Genomic DNA, 17,454 nt, shown 5'->3' with positions numbered 1-17,454 from the left:
TGGTGCCTTGTTGGTTTCATACAAAGCACGCTGCTCAACTCGTTCCGATCCAGCGATTTTGTTACCCGGTAGTAGCCGAGAGTGTGTACGTCGAGTGGGCGGCGACTGCCGCTGAGGTCGTAATGTCCGCGAGGAGCCAAGTCGTTGTTCAGTCGTGTAGCGATCGTCAACCGCGGGGAAGCCGCAATGCGGCTGATCCACGCCGTCCGTGAGCTCGCCGCCGAGTCAGGGGAACGGATCGAGACCGTCGCCCTGTACACCGATGTCGACAAGTCCGCGCCCTTCGTCAGGGAAGCCGACCTCGCCTACAACCTCGGCCTGGCGGCTGATCGTCCGTACCTCGACCTCGAAGTGCTGGAGACCGCTCTCGTCGAGACGAAGGCCGACGCCGCGTGGGTCGGCTGGGGCTTCGTCGCCGAGATCCCCGAGTTCGCGGAACTGTGCGAGAAGGTCGGGGTCACCTTCGTCGGCCCGTCCGCCGAGGCGATGCGCAAGCTCGGCGACAAGATCGGCTCGAAGCTGATCGCCGAGGAGGTCGGCGTTCCCGTCGCGCCGTGGTCGCGCGGTGCCGTCGAGAACCTGGAGCACGCGCTGAAGGTGGCCGAGGAGGTCACCTACCCGTTGATGCTCAAGGCGACCGCCGGTGGTGGCGGCCGCGGCATCCGCAAGATCACCTCCCCCGACGAGCTGCGCGAGAACTTCGACCGCACCAGCATGGAGGCCGAGCGCGCGTTCGGCTCCGGCGTGATGTTCCTGGAGCGCCTCGTCACCGGCGCTCGGCACGTCGAGGTGCAGGTCATCGCCGACGGCCAGGGCACGGCGTGGGCGCTCGGCGTCCGCGACTGCTCGGTGCAGCGGCGCAACCAGAAGATCATCGAGGAGTCGGCGTCCTGCGTGCTGGAGCAGCACCAGGTCGACGAGCTGAAGGCGTCGGCGGAACGGCTCGCGAACGCCGTCGGCTACCGCGGCGCGTGCACCGTCGAGTTCCTCTACCACCCCGGTGAGAAGCTCTTCGCGTTCCTCGAGGTCAACACCCGTCTGCAGGTCGAGCACCCGATCACCGAGATCACCACGGGCTTCGACCTCGTCAAGGCGCAGCTGCACGTCGCGGGCGGCGGAAAGCTGGAGGGCGTCAAGCCTGCCGAGCTCGGCCACGCCGTCGAGGCCCGCCTGAACGCCGAGGACCCGGACCGCGACTTCGCACCGTGCCCCGGCACGATCGTTCGTCTCGAACTGCCCGCGGGCCCCGGCATCCGCGTCGACACCGGTGTGGCCGAGGGCTCGCAGATCCCCGCCGACTTCGACTCGATGATCGCCAAGATCATCGCGTACGGCCGCGACCGCGACGAGGCGCTCGGCAAGCTGCGCCGGGCCATGGCCGAGACGACCGTGATCATCGAGGGCGGCACGACCAACAAGAGCTTCGTGCTCGACCTGCTGGACGAGCCCGCCGTGATCGACGGCTCCGCCGACACGTCCTGGATCGACCGCGTCCGCGCCGAGGGTGGCCTGGTCTCGCACCGCCACTCCGCCATCGCGCTGGCCGCGGCCGCCATCGAGGTGTACGAGGACGAGGAGCAGATCAACCTCACGCAGCTGCTCGCGTCCGCCCGCGGTGGCCAGCCGCGCACGAACCACGAGGGCGCGCGCAAGCTGGAGTTCGTGCTGCGCGGTCAGCCGTACGTCGTGAACGTCGCCCGCATCGGTGCCGCGAAGTACCGCGTCGGTGTGTCGGCAGCGGACTCCGCCACCGTGCTGACCGGTGACGTCGACGTCGAGCGGTTCGACCACCACGTCGGCCAGATCACCGTGAACGGCACCAGGTTCCGCGTCGTCACCGGCACGCACGGCCCCGTCCACCAGGTCGAGGTCGACGGCGTCACCCACCGCGTCACCCGTGACGAGGGCGGTGTCCTGCGGTCGCCGATGCCCGCGCTCGTCGTCGCGACCCCGCTGGAGGTCGGTGCCGAGGTCGAGGCCGGCGCACCCGTCCTGGTGCTCGAGGCGATGAAGATGGAGACGGTGCTGCGCGCGCCGTTCCGTGCGCGGTTGAAGGAGCTCACCGTCGTCGTCGGCACGCAGGTGCCCGCCGGTGGTGCGCTGCTCAAGCTGGAGGAGATCGAGGACGCCGACGGCGCCGAGGTCGAGCAGAAGTCCGAGTCGTCGGTCGAGCTGGAGCTGCCGGCACCGCGCACGGACGTCCGGCCGGAGGAGCTCGTCACTCGCGGTCTCGACGACCTGCGCGCGTTGCTGCTGGGCTTCGACACCACGGCCGCGGACACCGACCGGGTGCTGAAGAACTACATGGACGCGAGGGGCGACCTGAGGGAGCGGCCGCTGGTCGCGGAGGCCGAGCTGCTCGGCATCTTCGCCGACCTGTGCGACCTCTCGCGCAACCGCCCGGCCGGCGAGGAGACCAAGCCGGAGAACCACATCCACTCCCCGCGCGAGCACTTCCACACCTACCTCAAGACGCTCGACGCCGACCGCGCCGCGCTGCCGGAGAGCTTCCGCGCCCGGTTGAAGAACGTGATCGGCCACTACGGCATCGCGGAGCTCGACCGCACGCCGGAGCTGGAGCAGGCCGTCTTCCGCATCTTCGTCGCGCTGCGCCGCGGTGTGTTCGACGCGGCCGTCGCGACGACCCTGCTGAGCCAGTGGGTGCAGGAAGCGCCACCGGTCGAGTCCGAGCGCGTGCAGGTCGGCCTGGTGCTGGAGCACATCGTCGCCGCCACCCAGGTCCGCTACCCCGCGGTCGCCGACCTGGCCCGCAGCGTGGTGTTCACCTGGTTCGCGCAGCCGTTGCTGCGGCGCACCCGCGCCCGCGTGCACAGCGAGGTCCGCAAGCACCTGATCCACCTGGACGCCCAGCCCCAGGCCGCCGACCGCGAGGAGCGGATCGCGGCGATGGTGGCGTCCGCCGAACCGCTGGTGCGCCTGCTCGGTCAGCGCATCGGCAAGCCCGGCGCGGACAACACCCCGTTGCTGGAGGTGCTGGCACGGCGCTACTACACCAACAAGGCGCTGGCGAACCCACGCGTGAACGGCGCGTTCTTCATCGCGGAGAACGAGCCGGAGCAGACCCGTCTCGTCTCGACCGCGGTGGAGTTCCCGGCGCTGGCGGACGCCGTCGGTGACGTCGTCAAGCACGGCAACGGCAGCGCCGTCGTCGCGGACGTGTACGTCAACTGGCCCGACGGCCCGTCCGACCAGGACGAGATGGCCGCGGCCCTGGGCGCCGCCCTCGCCGCGCACCAGCTGCCGCCCACGGTCACCCGCATCACCACCACGGTCGCGGGCCGCCGCGGCGAGTCGATGCACCACCACTTCACGTTCCGCCCGTCTTCCAACGGGTTCGCCGAGGAGAGGCTGGTGCGCGGGCTGCACCCGCGCATCGCCGAACGCATGCAGCTGGAACGGTTGCGGGAGTTCGACCTCACCCGTCTGCCCGCGGTGGACGAGGACGTGTACCTGTTCCGCGCGGTGGCCAAGTCGAACAAGTCCGACGAGCGTCTGGTGGCGCTGGGCCAGGTTCGCGACCTGACCCCGCTGCGCGACGACGACGGCCGGATCGTGGCCCTGCCCGCCGCCGAGGACGTTCTCGCGGCCTGCCTGGACGGCATCCGCCGCGCCCGCGCCCAGTCCGGTGGCCGGACCCGCCTCGCCACGAACCGGGTCGTGCTCTACGCGTGGCCGCCCACCGACCTGTCCTCGAAGGACCTCGACGCGGTGGCGCAGCGCGTGCTGCCGACCACGACGGGCCTGGACCTGGAGGAGGTCCTGTTCCTGGCGCGCCGCAAGGACAGCGAGACCGGTGAGCTGACCGACATCGGCGTCCGGATCGCGAACGACGCGGGCGCGGGCGTGCGGTTCTCGTTCGTGCAGCCGCCGACCGAGCCGATCCAGCCGCTCGACGACTACCGCCAGAACGTCCTGCGCGCCCAGTCGCGCGGCACGATCTACCCGTACGAGCTGGTCGACATGCTCGTGGGCGACGGCGGTTCGTTCGTGGAGCACGACCTGGTCGACGGTGCGCTGGTGCCGGTGGACCGCCCGCGCGGCGGCAACAAGGCGGGCATCGTCGTCGGTGTGGTGACCACGCCGACCCCGGCGTACCCCGAGGGCATGAAGCGCGTGGTGCTGCTCGGCGACCCGACCAAGTCGCTGGGCGCGCTGGCCGAGCCCGAGTGCTCGCGGGTGATCCACGCGCTGGACCTGGCTTCGTCGCTGGCTGTTCCGCTGGAGTGGTTCTCGCTGTCGTCCGGCGCCAAGATCTCGATGAGCTCCGGTGTCGAGAACATGGACTGGGTCGCGGCGGCGCTGAAGCGGATCGTCGAGTTCACCCAGGCCGGTGGCGAGATCAACGTGGTGGTCAACGGCATCAACGTCGGCGCCCAGCCGTACTGGAACGCCGAGGCCACGATGCTCATGCACACCAAGGGCATCCTGGTCATGACCCCGGACTCGGCCATGGTGCTGACCGGCAAGCAGGCGCTGGACTTCTCCGGCGGCGTCTCGGCCGAGGACAACTACGGCATCGGCGGCTACGACCGCGTCATGGGCCCGAACGGCCAGGCGCAGTACTGGGCCCCGAACCTGCGGTCCGCCTTCGACGTGCTGCTGGCGCACTACGAGCACAGCTACATCGCTCCTGGTGAGTCCGGCCCGCGCCGAGTGTCCACTTCGGACCCGGTTTCCCGGGACGTGTCCTCTTATCCGCACGTGGTCGGCGACAGCCCGTTCGCCACGGTCGGCGAGATCTTCTCGGTCGAGGCCAACCCGGACCGCAAGAAGCCGTTCGACATCCGCACGGTGATGCGCGCTCTGTCCGACCAGGACCACGACGTGCTGGAGCGCTGGGCGGGCATGGCCGACGCGGACACCGCGGTCGTCCAGGACGTGCACCTGGGCGGCGTCCCGGTGACGCTGCTGGGCATCGAGTCCCGAGGCGTTTCCCGCACCGGCTTCCCGCCCACCGACGGCCCCGACACCTACACGGCCGGCACGCTGTTCCCGAAGTCGTCGAAGAAGGCGGCCCGCGCGATCAACGCGGCCTCTGGCAACAGGCCTCTCGTCGTTCTGGCGAACCTGTCGGGCTTCGACGGCTCGCCGGAGTCGATGCGTGAACTGCAGCTGGAGTACGGCGCGGAAATCGGCCGCGCGATCGTCAACTTCCGCGGCCCCATCGTGTTCTGCGTGATCTCGCGCTACCACGGCGGCGCGTTCGTGGTCTTCTCGAAGGCCCTGAACCCGTCCATGACGGTGCTGGCGGTCGAGGGTTCGTACGCGTCGGTCATCGGCGGCGCCCCGGCTGCGGCAGTGGTGTTCGCCCGTGAGGTCGACGGTCGCACGGTCAACGACCCGCGGGTGAAGAAGCTGGAGTCGGCGGTGGCGGAGGCGTCCGGCGCCGAGCGCGCGGCGCTGACGGCCGAACTGGCGTCGACGCGGCAGGCGGTGCGGACGGAGAAGCTGAACGAGATGGCGGCGGAGTTCGACCGGGTGCACAGCGTGCAGCGCGCGGTCGAGGTCGGGTCGGTGGACGCGATCATCTCGGCTGCCGAGTTGAGGCCGGCGATCATCAAGGCGATCGAGGACGGGCTGGCTCGGGTCTAGTCGCTGGGTTTGGGGGAGCCCCGGTCGCTGTGGCCGGGGCTCTTTCTCGTGTGGGGGATGCTGTGCGTGACATCGCCGAACTCGTCGAGGTGGACGATCCCGGCTGGCCGGTGTGTTCGCGTTGAACGGCAGGGATCCGGACCGGGTCGGCAGGCCGGGAGATCGGGGCCAGGTCGTCTACTTCGCGCCGGACACCCTGGAGTGGGAGACCTTCGACGGCGGCGACGGCCACTGGCTCATGTCGATGCTGGACGGCGGGACGGGATCACGACGTGTCCGCCGTTGTGGTCGAAGGAAGGCTCGGAGAACATCGCGGCCGCAAGCCGCAAGGCGGTGCCGATGCGCGAACTCCTCTCGTTCCACGCGGCCACGTGCGGACAGCTCGGACTCGCCGCTCCCCGGACCCCTCGGAAAGGCCTGACCGTGGACTGGAAACAGGACCGCATCGGAACGTCGTTGCGCGGCACCAACCCCACCGTCCTGCGACGCCTCACCGCAGGCTTCGCGGCCATCGGCGACGTCCAGTTCCTCCCCGGCTACTGCGTCCTGCTGACCGACACCCCGGACGTCCAGCGCCTCACGGATCTGCCACGGCCACGGCGGCTCGAGTTCCTGTCCGATCTCGACGTGCTCGGCGAGGCGGTCGAACGCGTCTGCGCCCGCCGCGACGACGGGTTCCGCAGGGTCAACCTCGAGATCCTCGGCAACACGGACCCGTACCTGCACGCCCACGTCTGGCCGCGCTACGACTGGGAGCCGAAGCACCTGGTCGGCCGGCCCGTCTGGCTGTACCCGCTCGAGCGCTGGTCCGACCCGGGAACAGCGCTCGGCCCGCGCCACGACGACCTCCGGGCCGAGCTCACCGCGGAGATCGACCGGCTCAGGCGTCGAGCTTGAACGGGTCGTGCTCGGCCAGCAGCTTGTCCAGCCGGGCTCTGTCCACCCTGCTCGTGATGTACGTGTCCTCCTGCCGGTCCCTGATCACCTTGGACAGCGTGAACGCCGACGTGACCGTGTAGAGCATCGCGATCCCCAGGAACGCGCGCACCCACCCGTCGACCGGCAGGAACACGACTCCGATGCCGACCGCGGTCAGCGAGAGCCCGAACGAGAGGACCGCCTGCATGTAGAACGCACCGGTCGTCGGGGTGTGCGAGGGCGTCGTAGAAGTCATGATCCTGAGAGTCCTGGGTCACATCGGGACTGTCATGAGTACGGCTACTCAATGTCAGATCACGTTTCGTTCGTGACCCCGAACGGGATGTGCACGCACGGCACCGTCTGGACCAGGTGGCCGCGCTGGTCGTCGAAGAAGATGTGCGGCTTGAGCACGTCGAGGATCGGCGCCTTCTTGAGCCCTCCCAGGAAGAACGCGTCGTTCACCGTCAGTCCCCACGCCTTGAGGCTGTTGATCGCGCGTTCGTGCGCCGGGGCGGACCGGGCGGTGACCACCGAGACGCGAATGCGGTCCTCGGCCATGCGCTGGATCCGGTTGACGCCCGCCAGGAAGTTCCGCAGCGGTCCGGGATCGAGGGGCGTGACGACGTTCGTGGCCTCGTGCTGCTGGAACTGGTCGAGCCCGCCGCTCTGGTAGATCCGCTCCGCCGCGTCGTCGGCCAGCACGCCGTCGAAGTCGAACGCGATCCGCAACGCCGGGTCGTCGTCGTCCTGGAACGACGACTTGAGCACCTGGCCCGCGGGCATGCCGGCCGCGGTCGCCTTGCGCACGTCGTTCTCGTGCGCGGACAGGAAGAGCGACATGTTCAACGCGGGCATGAACTCGTGCGGGGCGCGTCCCTGCGTGAAGATCGCCCGCGAGATCGCGAGGCCGTGGTGGGCGGCCGAGCGGAGGATGCGCAGGCCCGTGTCGGGGGAGTTGCGGGACAGGACGATCACCTCGACCAGCGGTCCCAGCGAGTTGAGCTGCAACAGCCTGCGCAGGAACGGGAATGCGACGCCGGGCCTGAACGGTTCGTCCAGATGCGCTTCCTGGTAGGCGCGGTAGGCCTCCTCGCCCTCGGCGTGGAAGACCGCGTCGGACTCGGTCAGGTCGAACAGCGCGCTCGACGCGACGCCCACGACGAGCAGGTTCTCCAGGCTGGGCCCCATACGGCGTAGATCGTAGCGGGATGGGCGAGTGTTTCTGGTACGGTCGTACTAATGTACTGGGTGGTGCTGGTGGCCTCCGGGGTGCTGGAGGCGGTGTGGGCCACGGCGCTCGCGGAGTCGCGCGGGTTTCGTCGGCCGTGGCCGGTGGTGGTGTTCGTCGTGTCGATCGGGTTGAGCGTCGTCGGGCTCGCGTGGGCGATGCGCGGAATCCCCGTCGGCACGGCGTACGCGGTGTGGGTCGGCGTCGGTGCCGTGCTCACGGTGCTCGTCGCGGTGCTGCGCGGTGAGGAGAAGCTCGAAGTCGCACGAGCGCTGCTGCTGGTCGCGTTGATCGGCTGCGTCGCGGGACTGAAGGTGGTGAGCTGATGCACTGGGTCGTGCTGCTCGCCAGCGCCGTGCTCGAAGCGGTGTGGGCGACCGCGTTGTCGAACGAGCTCTACCTGCTCTTCGTCGTCGCCGCGGGACTGAGCATGGCCGGGCTTTCCCATGCCATGAAACGAATTCCGGTCGGAACCGCGTACGCCGTGTGGGTCGGGACCGGCGCGGCGCTGACCGTCGCGTGGGCGGTGATCACCGGTGAGGAGACTCTCTCCGCGTGGAAGATCGTGTTCCTCACCGGGATCATCGCCTGCGTCATCGGGCTGAAGTTCCTAGGAGAACGTCCAGCGCTGGTTGGGGCTTCCGGCGCAGTCCCAGAGCTGGAGCCTGGTGCCGTCGGCCGAGCTGGGGCCGGTGGCGTCGAGACATCTCCCTGACGCCGTGTTGCGCAGCTGGCCGTTCGACTCGGCGGTCCACTGCTGGTTGCCGGCGCCGGTGCAGTCCCAGAGCTGGGTCACGGCGCCGTTGGCGGTGCCGGACGCGTCGAGGCACTTGCCCAGGGCGCGCACGGTGTTGCCGTTGCGGGACCACTGCTGGGCGTTGGTGCCGTTGCACGTCCAGAGCTGCACCGCCGTGCCGTTGGCCGAGTTCGCCCCCGCCACGTCGACGCACTTGCCGCCGTAGCCCACGATCGTGCCGCCGGTGGGCGGGGTGCCGCCGGACGCGGCCTCCCAGATGGCGTTGAGCAGGCTGGTGCTGCCGGTGGTGTCCTGCGACAGCTCCCAGTTCATGATGCCGCCCGCGTTCGACACCGCCCACGTCGTCTTGCGCTTGATCGTGGGGATTCCGTTGTAGCAGTTGCCGTTGTAGCAGTCGCGGCCTGCGTTGGCCGGGTCCTGCGCGACGAGATCGCGGTAGGCGATGTAGGTCGGCCGGCTGTAGAACGGCACGCCGAGAACCGCTTTGCTGGCAGGAAGTCCGCGGCCCTTCCAGAAGTTGACCGCGTTGATCGACCAGTCGTAGTTCGCGTGCGGGCTGCCGCCGTCGTAGGCCATGATGTTCAGCCAGTCGACGATGCCGAACACCGCGGGCTGCACGCCGTTGGCCGTGCCTCCCTCACTCACCACGGCGGCCGTGAGGATCTTTCCGCGGCTGTGCAGCGCGTCGCCGAGCTGGCGCATCAGCAGGGTGTAGTTGTCACCCTCGGCACCGGGATCCGGGTACTCCCAGTCGATGTCGACGCCGTCCAGGTTGTACTGGTTGACCAGGTTGATCAGGGAGTTGACGAACGTCGTGCGGCCGTTGGCGCTGGCCGCGAGGATCTCGAAGTTGTCGTCGTTGCCGTTGTTCCAGCCACCGACGGCGATCGAGACCTTGACGCCGTTCTGGTGGCCGAGGCTCACCAGCTGCTGGAGTTTGGCGGGGTCGGGGGTGCCCTGGAGCGTGCCGTTCGAGTTCGGCAGCACGAAGGAGTAGTTGATGTGCGTCAGCTTGCTGTACTGGATCGCGCTGACGCTGCCGGACCACGACGGCATGTAGCCGACGCTCTTGAATCCCTGGGGATAGGCGGCCTGTGCGGCAGGCGCCATGACTGTCATCGTCGCCGCGGCGGCGGCCAGCGCGAGGCCGGCGGCACCGAGGCGTGAGCGGAGTGAACGCATTGCAGGGGTTGCCTTCCACTTTCGTCGAGCGCCCACTCGCGACGTTAGTGGTCTAGACCGGTTGTCGGGAAGATCAACTGGCGACCGGAACTGGTTCCGGTCGCCGTGCGGGGAATCACCGCAGGTGGGAAGCGCCGTTCACGTCGATGATCGTGCCGCTGGCCCACGTGGCGTGCTCGGTGGCCAGCCAGGCGACCGCGGAGGCGACCTCTTCCGGTTCGGCGACGCGGTTGAACGGGCTCTGCGCACGGATCGCGTCACCTTCCGGCCCGGCCAGGAAGTCGGTGACCATGTCGGTGCGGACGAATCCCGGTGCCACACCGGCGACCGCGATGCCCTGCGGGGCGAGGGACTGCGCGAGCGACTGCGTCAGCGCGTGCAGACCGGCCTTCGCGGCACCGTACGCCGGAGCGTCGGGCTCACCCCGGAACGCGCCCCGCGAACCGATGTTGATGATGCGGCCACCCTCGGTCATGTGCCGGACCGCGTGCCACGTGAGGTCGGCGGGGCCGTACAGGTTGAGCTCGATCGTGCGGCGCCAGGCCTGTTGCCACTCCTCGAAACCGGTCGTGGCGATGGGGTGGTGGAAGTAGATGCCCGCGTTGTTGACGAGGACGTCGAGCCCGCCGAGCTTCTCCACGGTCTCGGCGACGACCTGCTCCGCCTGGTTCGCCCCGAGATCGCCCTGGACGGTCACGTGGCCGCCGCCGGGAAGGCCCTCGGCGACGGCCTGAGCCGCGGCCGGGCCGGACCGGTAGTGGACGGCGACCTGGTGGCCGCCCGCGGCGAGGGCGTGGGCGATGGCCGCGCCGATGCCGCGGGAGGCTCCGGTGACGAGTGCGCGTCGGGTCATGTGGCGATCATGCCTGATTGTCGATCATCCACTTGCCGTTCTGCTGCACGAACGTGTACGTGTGCGTCTCGGTCGAGGAGACGGCCGAACCCTTCATGTACTGCAGCGTCACGGTCACGACGTTGTCGCCCTGCGGGACGAAGTTGGACAGCTGCACGCCGGTGTAGGCGCTCCAGAACCTCTGGTACTCCTGGAACGAGCTGGCGCGTGCCGCCTTGAACCTGTCGGTGAGCAACGAGTACCCGGTCTGGAGATCGCCGGGGATCAACGCGTAGTACGCGGTGATCGCCTCCTGGGCGTTCTTCGGCCCCGCGGGCGGTGGCGGCGGGGTCTCGCCCTGGCTCGAGGTGTTGTTCGGCGGGTTCGTCTGGGTGGTGGTCTGAGTCTGGGTCTGCGTCTCGGTCGGAGGCTGCTGCTGCGTCTGGCTCGTGGTGGTCGGGGTGGTGCTCGTGGAGCCCGACGCGGGCGGGTTGTTCGCCTGGTTGTTGTTGCCCTTGGGCCACAACAGGAACGACCCGACGCCGACCGCCAGCACGAGGAGGACGATCGCGATGGGGACGAGCGGGAACTTGCGGCGGTTCTGCTCGGGTTCGGCGGGAGGTGCCGGCGGGGGAGTCGCGAACACCGGCTCCGGAGCGGTCCGTGCCGGGGCGGGCTCGGGCTGCGGTTCCGGCTGCGGTTCCGGTTCTGGTTCTGGTTCTGGTTCTGCCGCAACGGGAACGGCCGGTTCGGCGGGCGTTTCCTCGGGCTTCGGAGCCGTGAGCTCGGCGGCCTCGGCGGCAGCGGCACCCGCCACCAGTCCGGCCGCGGCGGCCGCGGAGTCCTGCTTCGCCTTCTCCTCCGGCTGGGCCTCTGCCGGCAGCTGGACGGTGGCGGGGATGACGGCGGTCGCCTCGGACACCTGTGGCGAGTCGTTCACCACGGCGGCGAGCAGGTGGACCGCCTCCTCCATGGACGGCCGGCGCTCGGGATCGTTGGAGAGCAGGCGGAACAGCACGGGGGCGAGCAGCGGACCGGCGTTGGCCGGCGGCATGATCGAACCGCTGGCCACGCGGTGCAGCATCGCGATGTGGTTGTCGGCCGTGCCGAACGGCGGTCCGCCCTCGACCGCGTTGTACAGCGTGGCACCGAGCGAGAACACGTCGGAGGCGAGGCCCGCGTCCTCGCCGCGCGCGACCTCGGGGGAGAAGAAGGCCGGGGTGCCGACGGTGCCGGTCGCGGTGGCCGTGCCGTCGTCGGTGGTGCGCGAGATGCCGAAGTCGGTGATCTTGACTTCCTGGTCGCCGATCAGGACGTTGCCGGGCTTCACGTCGCGGTGCTGGATGCCGTGGCGGTGCGCGGCGGCGAGGGCGGCGGCGGTGTAGCAGCCGATGCGGGCGACCTCGCGCGGCGGCAGCGTGCCCTGCTCGGAGATGACGGCGGCGAGGCTGCGGGAGGGGAGGTACTCCATGATCAGCCAGGGCTGCCCGTCCTCCTCCACGACGTCGTAGACGCGGATGGCGTTCGGGTGTTCGAGACGGGCGGCGAGGCGGGCCTCGCGCATGGCTCTCGCCTTGGCGCGTTCGATCTTGGTGTCGTCGACGCCTTCCAGCACGAGCAGCTCCTTGGCTGCCACCACGCGGTGAAGCTGCTCGTCATAGGCCTGCCAGACGACTCCCATCGCACCCTGGCCGACCTTCTGCCTCAACCGGTAGCGGCTCCCGATGAGCCTGCTGCTCTCCTCCACGCGCGTGACCGTCCCCTCTGATCATCCGCAAGTGTGACGGTTGCCGCGTTCTCGATTGACTGTAACCCTATATGGGGGTATATATGGGGTTATGCCAAAAATCAACGTGTACCTCCCCGACGATCTGGCCGAGACCGTCAAAGACCTCAACCTCCCGGTGTCAGCGATCTGCCAGCGTGCGCTCGAGGTCTCGGTCAAGCGCATCACGGCGGTGCGCGGCTTCACCGTCGCCGACCTCGACGGTGAGCGGGGTACCCAGATGACCCAGCGCCTTCGCGCGGTGATCCGGCTCGCCGCCGTCGCACCGGTGGTGACCACCTCTGAGCTGGCGCAGGCGCTCGTCGACGAAGGCGGCAACCTGGCTCTCGACGTGCTGCGCGCGATCGACATCGACCCGCGGACGTTGAGCTTCCCGTCGGAGCCCCAGGAGGGCGCGGGGTTCGCGTCCGACGCGGTCAACGCGCTGGAGCTCGCCGTGGTCGAGGCGGTCGCACTGGGGCACAACTACGTGGGCTGCGAGCACCTGCTGCTCGGGCTGGTGGCCGAGCCGGACGGCAGGGGCGGCGAGGTGCTGCGTTCGCTCGGCGCGGACCTCAAGGGCACCCGGCGGGCCGTGCAGACGGCGCTCGCCGGCATCGTGCACGCGAAGAAGATGCAGTCCGTCACGCCGGACGCCACCAAGGTCCTGGAGATGATCATGGCTCGGCTGGACCGGCTGGAGAAGCACGCCGGTATCGGCTGACCAGCTCCTCGCCGATCGCGGCCAGGTGCTCCTGCACCTCGGGGGACTCGACGGTGATCAGGCCGCCCCACCCGGCGACGTTGCGCGCGATGTCGAGCGGGGTCGGCGCGGTCAGCTCGACCTTCACGTGGTCGTCCAGGTGCTCGACGACCGTGCAGTGGCGGCCGTGCTGTCGTTTGAAGATGTCGAGGAACCGGGTGGGCACCAGGACGGTCGCGGTCGTCGCCGAGCGGCGTCTCTCCATCGCCGTGACGATCTCGTCCCAGGTGCCCGCCAGTTCGAAGTCGGCTGGCCTCGACGCCTTCGCGCCGGTCAGCGTGGCGCCGAGGATCCGGTCGAGCCGGAACGTGCGCTGGCCGTCACTCGTGCCGGCGATGAAGTACCAGGTGCCGTCCTTGTCGACGAGTCCCCACGGGTCGACCACGCGCCCTTTCGGCGCTTCACCGCGCTTTTGATAGGTGAGCCGGACCCGGATCTGCCGCACCACCGCCTCCTGCAGCACCGCGACGAGGCCCGGCCGGTCCTTGGTGTCCTCGCCCCAGGCGGCGGTGTCGATGATCGTCGCTTCGGCGGCGGCCTCGGCGTCCGCGCGGAACGTCTGGGGCAGCGCGCGGACGAGTTTCCGCAGCGCCGACTTGATCTGCGGGGCGACGGAGGCGGCGGGGCCGGCTATCAGGAACAGTGCCTGCGCCTCCGCCGAGGTGAGCCCGCTGAGGTCGGTGCGGGCGCCGCCGATCAGCGACCAGCCGCCGCCGCGGCCCGGCTGGGAGTAGACGGGAACGCCCGCCGCCGACAGCGCCTCCAGGTCGCGGCGGGCGGTGGCTCGCGAGACTTCGAGCTCTTTTGCCAGGTCAGCGGCAGTGACCTGACCGCGGGCCTGCATCAGCAGAAGGGTGGCGACCAGACGGTCTGCGCGCATGTCTCCAGGTTTCCGGTGAAAGTGCTCACTGGATGAGCACTTTACGGCCGAAGGTGAAAACCGACCGACCCGAAAATTTCTGGAGGATCTCGTGTTGCGAGGCATGTCGACCGTCACCTACTTCGCCGACGACGTCGCGGAGGCTCGCGCCTGGTACGCGTCGTTCCTCGGCGTGGACGCGTACTTCGAGCGGAAGATGCCGGACGGGACGCTCGGGTACGCCGAGTTCCGGATCGGCGACCACCAGGCCGAGCTGGGCATCGTGGACCGCAGGTTCGAGGTGAGCCCTTCCGCGGGGCCGGCGGGGGCCGTCCTGTACTGGGCGGTGGACGATCTGGAGGGCACCTTCGCGAGGTTGCAGGAGCTCGGTGCGCAGGTGCACGACGAACCGCGCCCGCGTGGTGAGGGGTTCGTGACGGCGTCGGTGGTCGACCCGTTCGGGAACGTCCTCGGGATCATGACGAACGCGCACTACCTGTCGATGGTGGAGCAGACCTCCTGAGAAGCCCATTTGCCGCCTATCCTGCACAGATGACGACGCAGCTCGCCATCACCGGACATCGGGGCCTCTCCGCGGAGCTGGAGGCGGAGGTCGATCGCATGATCCGCGCCGTCGTTGCTCGGACGGGTGCTGCCGAAACCGGTGCTGTCGTGGGTGTTTCGTGTCTGGCGGACGGTGCGGACGCGGTGTTCGCGCAGGCCGTGCTGGACGCGGGCGGGTCGCTCGTCGCGGTGCTGCCGGCTTCCCGGTACCGCGAGACGCTGCCCGAGGAGTACCAGCCGGTCTACGACAGGTTGCTCGCCCGTGCGGGCAAGGTCGTGCAGCTGCCGTTCGTGACGCCCGATCCGCACGCCTACATGGAGGCGGGCAAGCGGATGGTGGACGAGTCCGACTCGCTGCTCGCCGTGTGGGACGGGCAGCCGGGACGCGGGCCGGGTGGAACGGCGGACGTGGTCGCCTACGCGCGGTCGCGAGGCGTGCCGGTCACCGTTCTCTGGCCTGAAGGCGCGATCCGCTGAGAACCCTTCCTGCCAGCCCTCTTCCTGCCAGCACCCTGCTCAGTATGGCCGGCCTGAGGAGCGCCGTCGGGTGGTCGACCATCTGCGAGACGCGGACGCACGCGCGATAGACCTGTTTGCTGTGGGGGATCACGTCGGCCAGACGCCTCGCGTACCACTGCGCGAACCGGGCGCTCGGCGACCGCCTTCTGGTGCTCCAGCCCAGGTCGTGGGTGGTCGCCGACGTCCACGGGGTCCATGCCGCCTTCGCGACCGCGCGCTGGAACAGCTGGGGTTCCTTGGCCAGGTCGTGGTCGTGGAGGAGCGTTTGGAGGTCCGCGCAGTTCAGGGCGGCGAGGGTCGTGCCGTGCCCGTGGACGGGGTTGAGCGAGACGACCGAGTCGCCGAGCGCGAGCAGGCCGCGGGGCCAGTTCGGCACCTTGTGAAAGCGGTTCCAGCGGCTGCGCAGATTGCCGGCGTGGTGGATCGGCGAGGCGGGCGTCGCCGTCTTGATGATCTCCGCGATGTCCTGGCACTCGAGGGCGGTGGCGTGGGAGAGGAAGCCGTCCTCGTCCGTCGGGGCCGCTTCGCCGCCGGCGCTGAACAACGTCACGAACCAGTGGGTGCCGTCGACGGAGGCGACCGCCCCACCGCGTTTCGTGGTGGGCGCGTGGGTGAACTCGCGGGCGGTCTTCCAGTCGAGCTTCAGGTCGGGGTTCACGTGGTAGAGGCGTGAGCTGCAGGCGAGGTGGCCGTTGACGATCATCGGTGCCGGGCAGTGCACGCCGAGTTCCGCGAGCCACGACACGAGCTTGCTGTTGCGGCCGGACGCGTCGACGACGAGGTCCGCGTAGTCGGTGAAGGTCGTGTCCGCGGAAACCGCGTCTCTGACTGTGTTTCTGGAAGGCGGGGCCTCGCGCCTGCCGTGGACCCCGGTGACCGTGCCGCGGTCGTGCAGCAGGCCGTCGATCGTCACACCGTCCACAAGGGACACGTTGGGCAGCTTCAGCACGCGGCGGCGGATGATCCGTTCGATCGTCGCGCGCGACGTCGAGAGCACGCTGAGGCCGACGTGGTCGCGCGGTGCCCATCCGGCGGCGGACCGGATGAGGAAGTCGCTGCCGACGTCGGCGCGGACCGCGCCGACGTACTCGAGCTCGGCGCCGAGACGGGGGAAGAGGGTGTCCAGCACCTCGGCGCCGCGGGCCAGCAGCGTGTGCGGGTCGTGGGCCTGGGGAGTGCCGGCGCGGTGTTCGGTGTCCGGGGCGATCTGGTCTCGTTCCACGAGGACCACGTCGCCGTACGACTCGGACAGCACCCTGGCCGCCAGCAACCCCGTGAAGCCGGCGCCGATGACGAGGGCGCGGTCGGAGTACATGGCGGTCATGCTGGCAGAACCGGGCTTGCGGAACGATCCTCCGAAAGTTCCTAGCTGAGCTTGGCGACGAGTTCTGCCCGGCTGCGCACCCCGAACTTCGCGAAGAGCGACTTGAGGTGGTCCTGCACGGTGTAGGGGGAGATGTCGAGCCGCGCCGCGATCTCCGAAGTCGGCTGCCCGGCGAGGACCTCGTGGCAGACGTCCTGTTCGCGGGCGGTCACGCCGTGGGCCTTGAGCAGCAGTCCCATCAGCTCGGTTCCGGAGGCCCGGCTGATCGTCACGGCCGCCTCGGAGCTGTCGTCGGAGAGGAGCTCGCTCGCCTCCAGCAGGATCCATCCGCCGTGCGCGTCGCGGACCCTCGCCTTGAACGCGCCGGTGCGTGCTCCCGCGGCGGCGGCGCGCAGCATCACCGCGAACCGGCCGGGCGCGATCTCTTCCAGTTCGTCCCGCCACCGCGTGGCGGAGGCCGTCGACGCCCGGATCGTGCCGTCGGTGGTGACCACGATGATCGCGGGTGTGTCCGGGTGCGATCGCCTGGCCGCAGTGAGGGCCGCAGTACGGGCCGCGAGGCGGGTGGCGGCGCCCAGCGCGGGTGCGACCGAGGCCATGAACTCCAGCTCGCGTTCGCTGAAGTCGCTCGTGCGCACCACGCCCGCCGCACCCCAGCACGTGTCGTCGGCGCGGAACAGCACGCGCAGCTCGTGGCTGAGTCCCAGCGGGCGCCAGACCTCGTTGAGGCGCGTGGACCGCTTGTCCTCCAGCCGGGCCACGGTGTCGCCGCGCTGCGCCAGTGCCGCGAACGTGTGCGGCTCGTCCGGCGCGTACTCGCAGGCAGCGAGCACCGGCTCGTACTGCGCAGGGATGCGGTTGACGCCGCTGGTCATCGAGCTGATCGCGCCCGAGTCGGGGTCCATCGAGGCCCAGCAGGTGAGCTCGCACGGGACCACGCGGTCGACCAGGGCGATGGCGGCCGCGTGCAGTTCCGCGACGTCGAGACCCGCGCTGGCGAGCGCTGTGACGTCGCGTCGCACGCCGAGCGCCCGACCCTCCCACATGGTTGGCAGTATGCGCGCGGTTCGAGCGGTTCGGGCATCCCAGTTTTCCGGGATACAGCCGTGTGCCGGGCGGGCGGACGC

The 17,454-nt window shown here is 69.7% G+C and carries 15 protein-coding genes and 1 pseudogene; 8 read left to right on the top strand and 8 right to left on the bottom strand.

All coding sequences use genetic code 11. The features are described from left to right. Positions 1-144: 144 nt before the first annotated feature. From ACFOWZ_RS02560 to ACFOWZ_RS02550, 3 genes and pseudogenes are all read left to right on the top strand, one after another. The gene (locus ACFOWZ_RS02560; protein WP_382367970.1) at positions 145-5,613 is read left to right on the top strand and encodes an ATP-binding protein; all 5,469 of its coding nucleotides are present in this window, start codon (positions 145-147) and stop codon (positions 5,611-5,613) included. 112 nt (positions 5,614-5,725) lie between these two features. Further along, a pseudogene (locus ACFOWZ_RS02555) lies at positions 5,726-5,860 on the top strand (DUF2625 family protein); the annotation flags it as partial. A 35-nt stretch (positions 5,861-5,895) separates the two neighbouring features. After that, positions 5,896-6,510, top strand: coding sequence for a hypothetical protein (locus ACFOWZ_RS02550; protein ID WP_382368307.1), 615 nt, complete (start codon positions 5,896-5,898; stop codon positions 6,508-6,510). On the opposite strand, the gene ACFOWZ_RS02545 is transcribed toward ACFOWZ_RS02550, so the two are convergent. Both ACFOWZ_RS02545 and ACFOWZ_RS02540 read right to left on the bottom strand, forming a co-directional pair. Beyond that, positions 6,494-6,787: a YiaA/YiaB family inner membrane protein gene (locus ACFOWZ_RS02545; protein WP_030470167.1), complete on the bottom strand. Its 294-nt coding sequence runs from the start codon at positions 6,785-6,787 to the stop codon at positions 6,494-6,496. The genes ACFOWZ_RS02550 and ACFOWZ_RS02545 overlap by 17 nt on opposite strands. Positions 6,788-6,846: 59 nt before the next feature. Further along, positions 6,847-7,722 (bottom strand): 5'-nucleotidase, encoded by an 876-nt coding sequence (locus ACFOWZ_RS02540; RefSeq protein WP_382367967.1) that lies wholly within the window; start codon positions 7,720-7,722, stop codon positions 6,847-6,849. Between the two features lie 51 nt (positions 7,723-7,773). Between ACFOWZ_RS02540 and ACFOWZ_RS02535 the strand changes: the two genes are divergently transcribed. Both ACFOWZ_RS02535 and ACFOWZ_RS02530 read left to right on the top strand, forming a co-directional pair. Further along, the gene (locus ACFOWZ_RS02535; protein WP_382367964.1) at positions 7,774-8,088 is read left to right on the top strand and encodes a DMT family transporter; all 315 of its coding nucleotides are present in this window, start codon (positions 7,774-7,776) and stop codon (positions 8,086-8,088) included. Continuing rightward, on the top strand, positions 8,088-8,477 hold the full coding sequence (locus ACFOWZ_RS02530; protein ID WP_382367961.1) for a DMT family transporter: 390 nt from the start codon (positions 8,088-8,090) through the stop codon (positions 8,475-8,477). Before ACFOWZ_RS02535 ends, ACFOWZ_RS02530 begins: the two co-directional genes overlap by 1 nt. Here ACFOWZ_RS02530 and ACFOWZ_RS02525 read toward each other — a convergent pair. The 3 genes from ACFOWZ_RS02525 to ACFOWZ_RS02515 form a co-directional block, all read right to left on the bottom strand. Beyond that, positions 8,373-9,701, bottom strand: a complete 1,329-nt coding sequence (locus ACFOWZ_RS02525; protein WP_382367958.1) for a glycosyl hydrolase family 18 protein — start codon at positions 9,699-9,701, stop codon at positions 8,373-8,375. The two genes, ACFOWZ_RS02530 and ACFOWZ_RS02525, sit on opposite strands and share 105 nt — an antisense overlap. Before the next feature lie 115 nt (positions 9,702-9,816). Continuing rightward, the gene (locus ACFOWZ_RS02520; protein WP_382367955.1) at positions 9,817-10,554 is read right to left on the bottom strand and encodes an SDR family NAD(P)-dependent oxidoreductase; all 738 of its coding nucleotides are present in this window, start codon (positions 10,552-10,554) and stop codon (positions 9,817-9,819) included. 7 nt (positions 10,555-10,561) lie between these two features. After that, a complete protein-coding gene (locus ACFOWZ_RS02515) occupies positions 10,562-12,280 on the bottom strand; it encodes a serine/threonine-protein kinase (protein WP_382367952.1) in 1,719 nt (572 codons plus the stop codon). 91 nt (positions 12,281-12,371) lie between these two features. Between ACFOWZ_RS02515 and ACFOWZ_RS02510 the strand changes: the two genes are divergently transcribed. Then, positions 12,372-13,022 carry a Clp protease N-terminal domain-containing protein gene (locus ACFOWZ_RS02510; protein ID WP_382367949.1) on the top strand — a complete coding sequence of 217 codons (651 nt, stop codon included), beginning with the start codon at positions 12,372-12,374 and terminating at the stop codon, positions 13,020-13,022. Here ACFOWZ_RS02510 and ACFOWZ_RS02505 read toward each other — a convergent pair. Next, positions 12,976-13,941, bottom strand: a complete 966-nt coding sequence (locus ACFOWZ_RS02505) for a helix-turn-helix transcriptional regulator (RefSeq protein WP_382367946.1) — start codon at positions 13,939-13,941, stop codon at positions 12,976-12,978. The genes ACFOWZ_RS02510 and ACFOWZ_RS02505 overlap by 47 nt on opposite strands. A gap of 103 nt (positions 13,942-14,044) precedes the next feature. Here ACFOWZ_RS02505 and ACFOWZ_RS02500 point away from each other — a divergent pair, with 103 nt between their 5' ends. Next, entirely contained in the window at positions 14,045-14,443 is a 399-nt protein-coding gene (locus ACFOWZ_RS02500; RefSeq protein WP_382367943.1) for a VOC family protein, read from the top strand. A gap of 29 nt (positions 14,444-14,472) precedes the next feature. Continuing rightward, positions 14,473-14,961: a hypothetical protein gene (locus ACFOWZ_RS02495; protein WP_382367940.1), complete on the top strand. Its 489-nt coding sequence runs from the start codon at positions 14,473-14,475 to the stop codon at positions 14,959-14,961. Here ACFOWZ_RS02495 and ACFOWZ_RS02490 read toward each other — a convergent pair. Together ACFOWZ_RS02490 and ACFOWZ_RS02485 are read right to left on the bottom strand one after the other, a co-directional pair. Then, the gene (locus tag ACFOWZ_RS02490) at positions 14,927-16,318 is read right to left on the bottom strand and encodes an FAD-dependent oxidoreductase (RefSeq protein WP_382367937.1); all 1,392 of its coding nucleotides are present in this window, start codon (positions 16,316-16,318) and stop codon (positions 14,927-14,929) included. The genes ACFOWZ_RS02495 and ACFOWZ_RS02490 overlap by 35 nt on opposite strands. 50 nt (positions 16,319-16,368) lie before the next feature. Beyond that, the gene (locus tag ACFOWZ_RS02485; protein WP_382367934.1) at positions 16,369-17,373 is read right to left on the bottom strand and encodes a helix-turn-helix transcriptional regulator; all 1,005 of its coding nucleotides are present in this window, start codon (positions 17,371-17,373) and stop codon (positions 16,369-16,371) included. Positions 17,374-17,454: the final 81 nt, after the last annotated feature.

It is taken from the genome of Lentzea rhizosphaerae, assembly GCF_042649515.1.
GTDB lineage: Bacteria > Actinomycetota > Actinomycetes > Mycobacteriales > Pseudonocardiaceae > Lentzea > Lentzea aerocolonigenes.
Note: the sequence above shows the minus strand (reverse complement) of the source record. Positions and strands in the feature narration are given on the sequence as shown.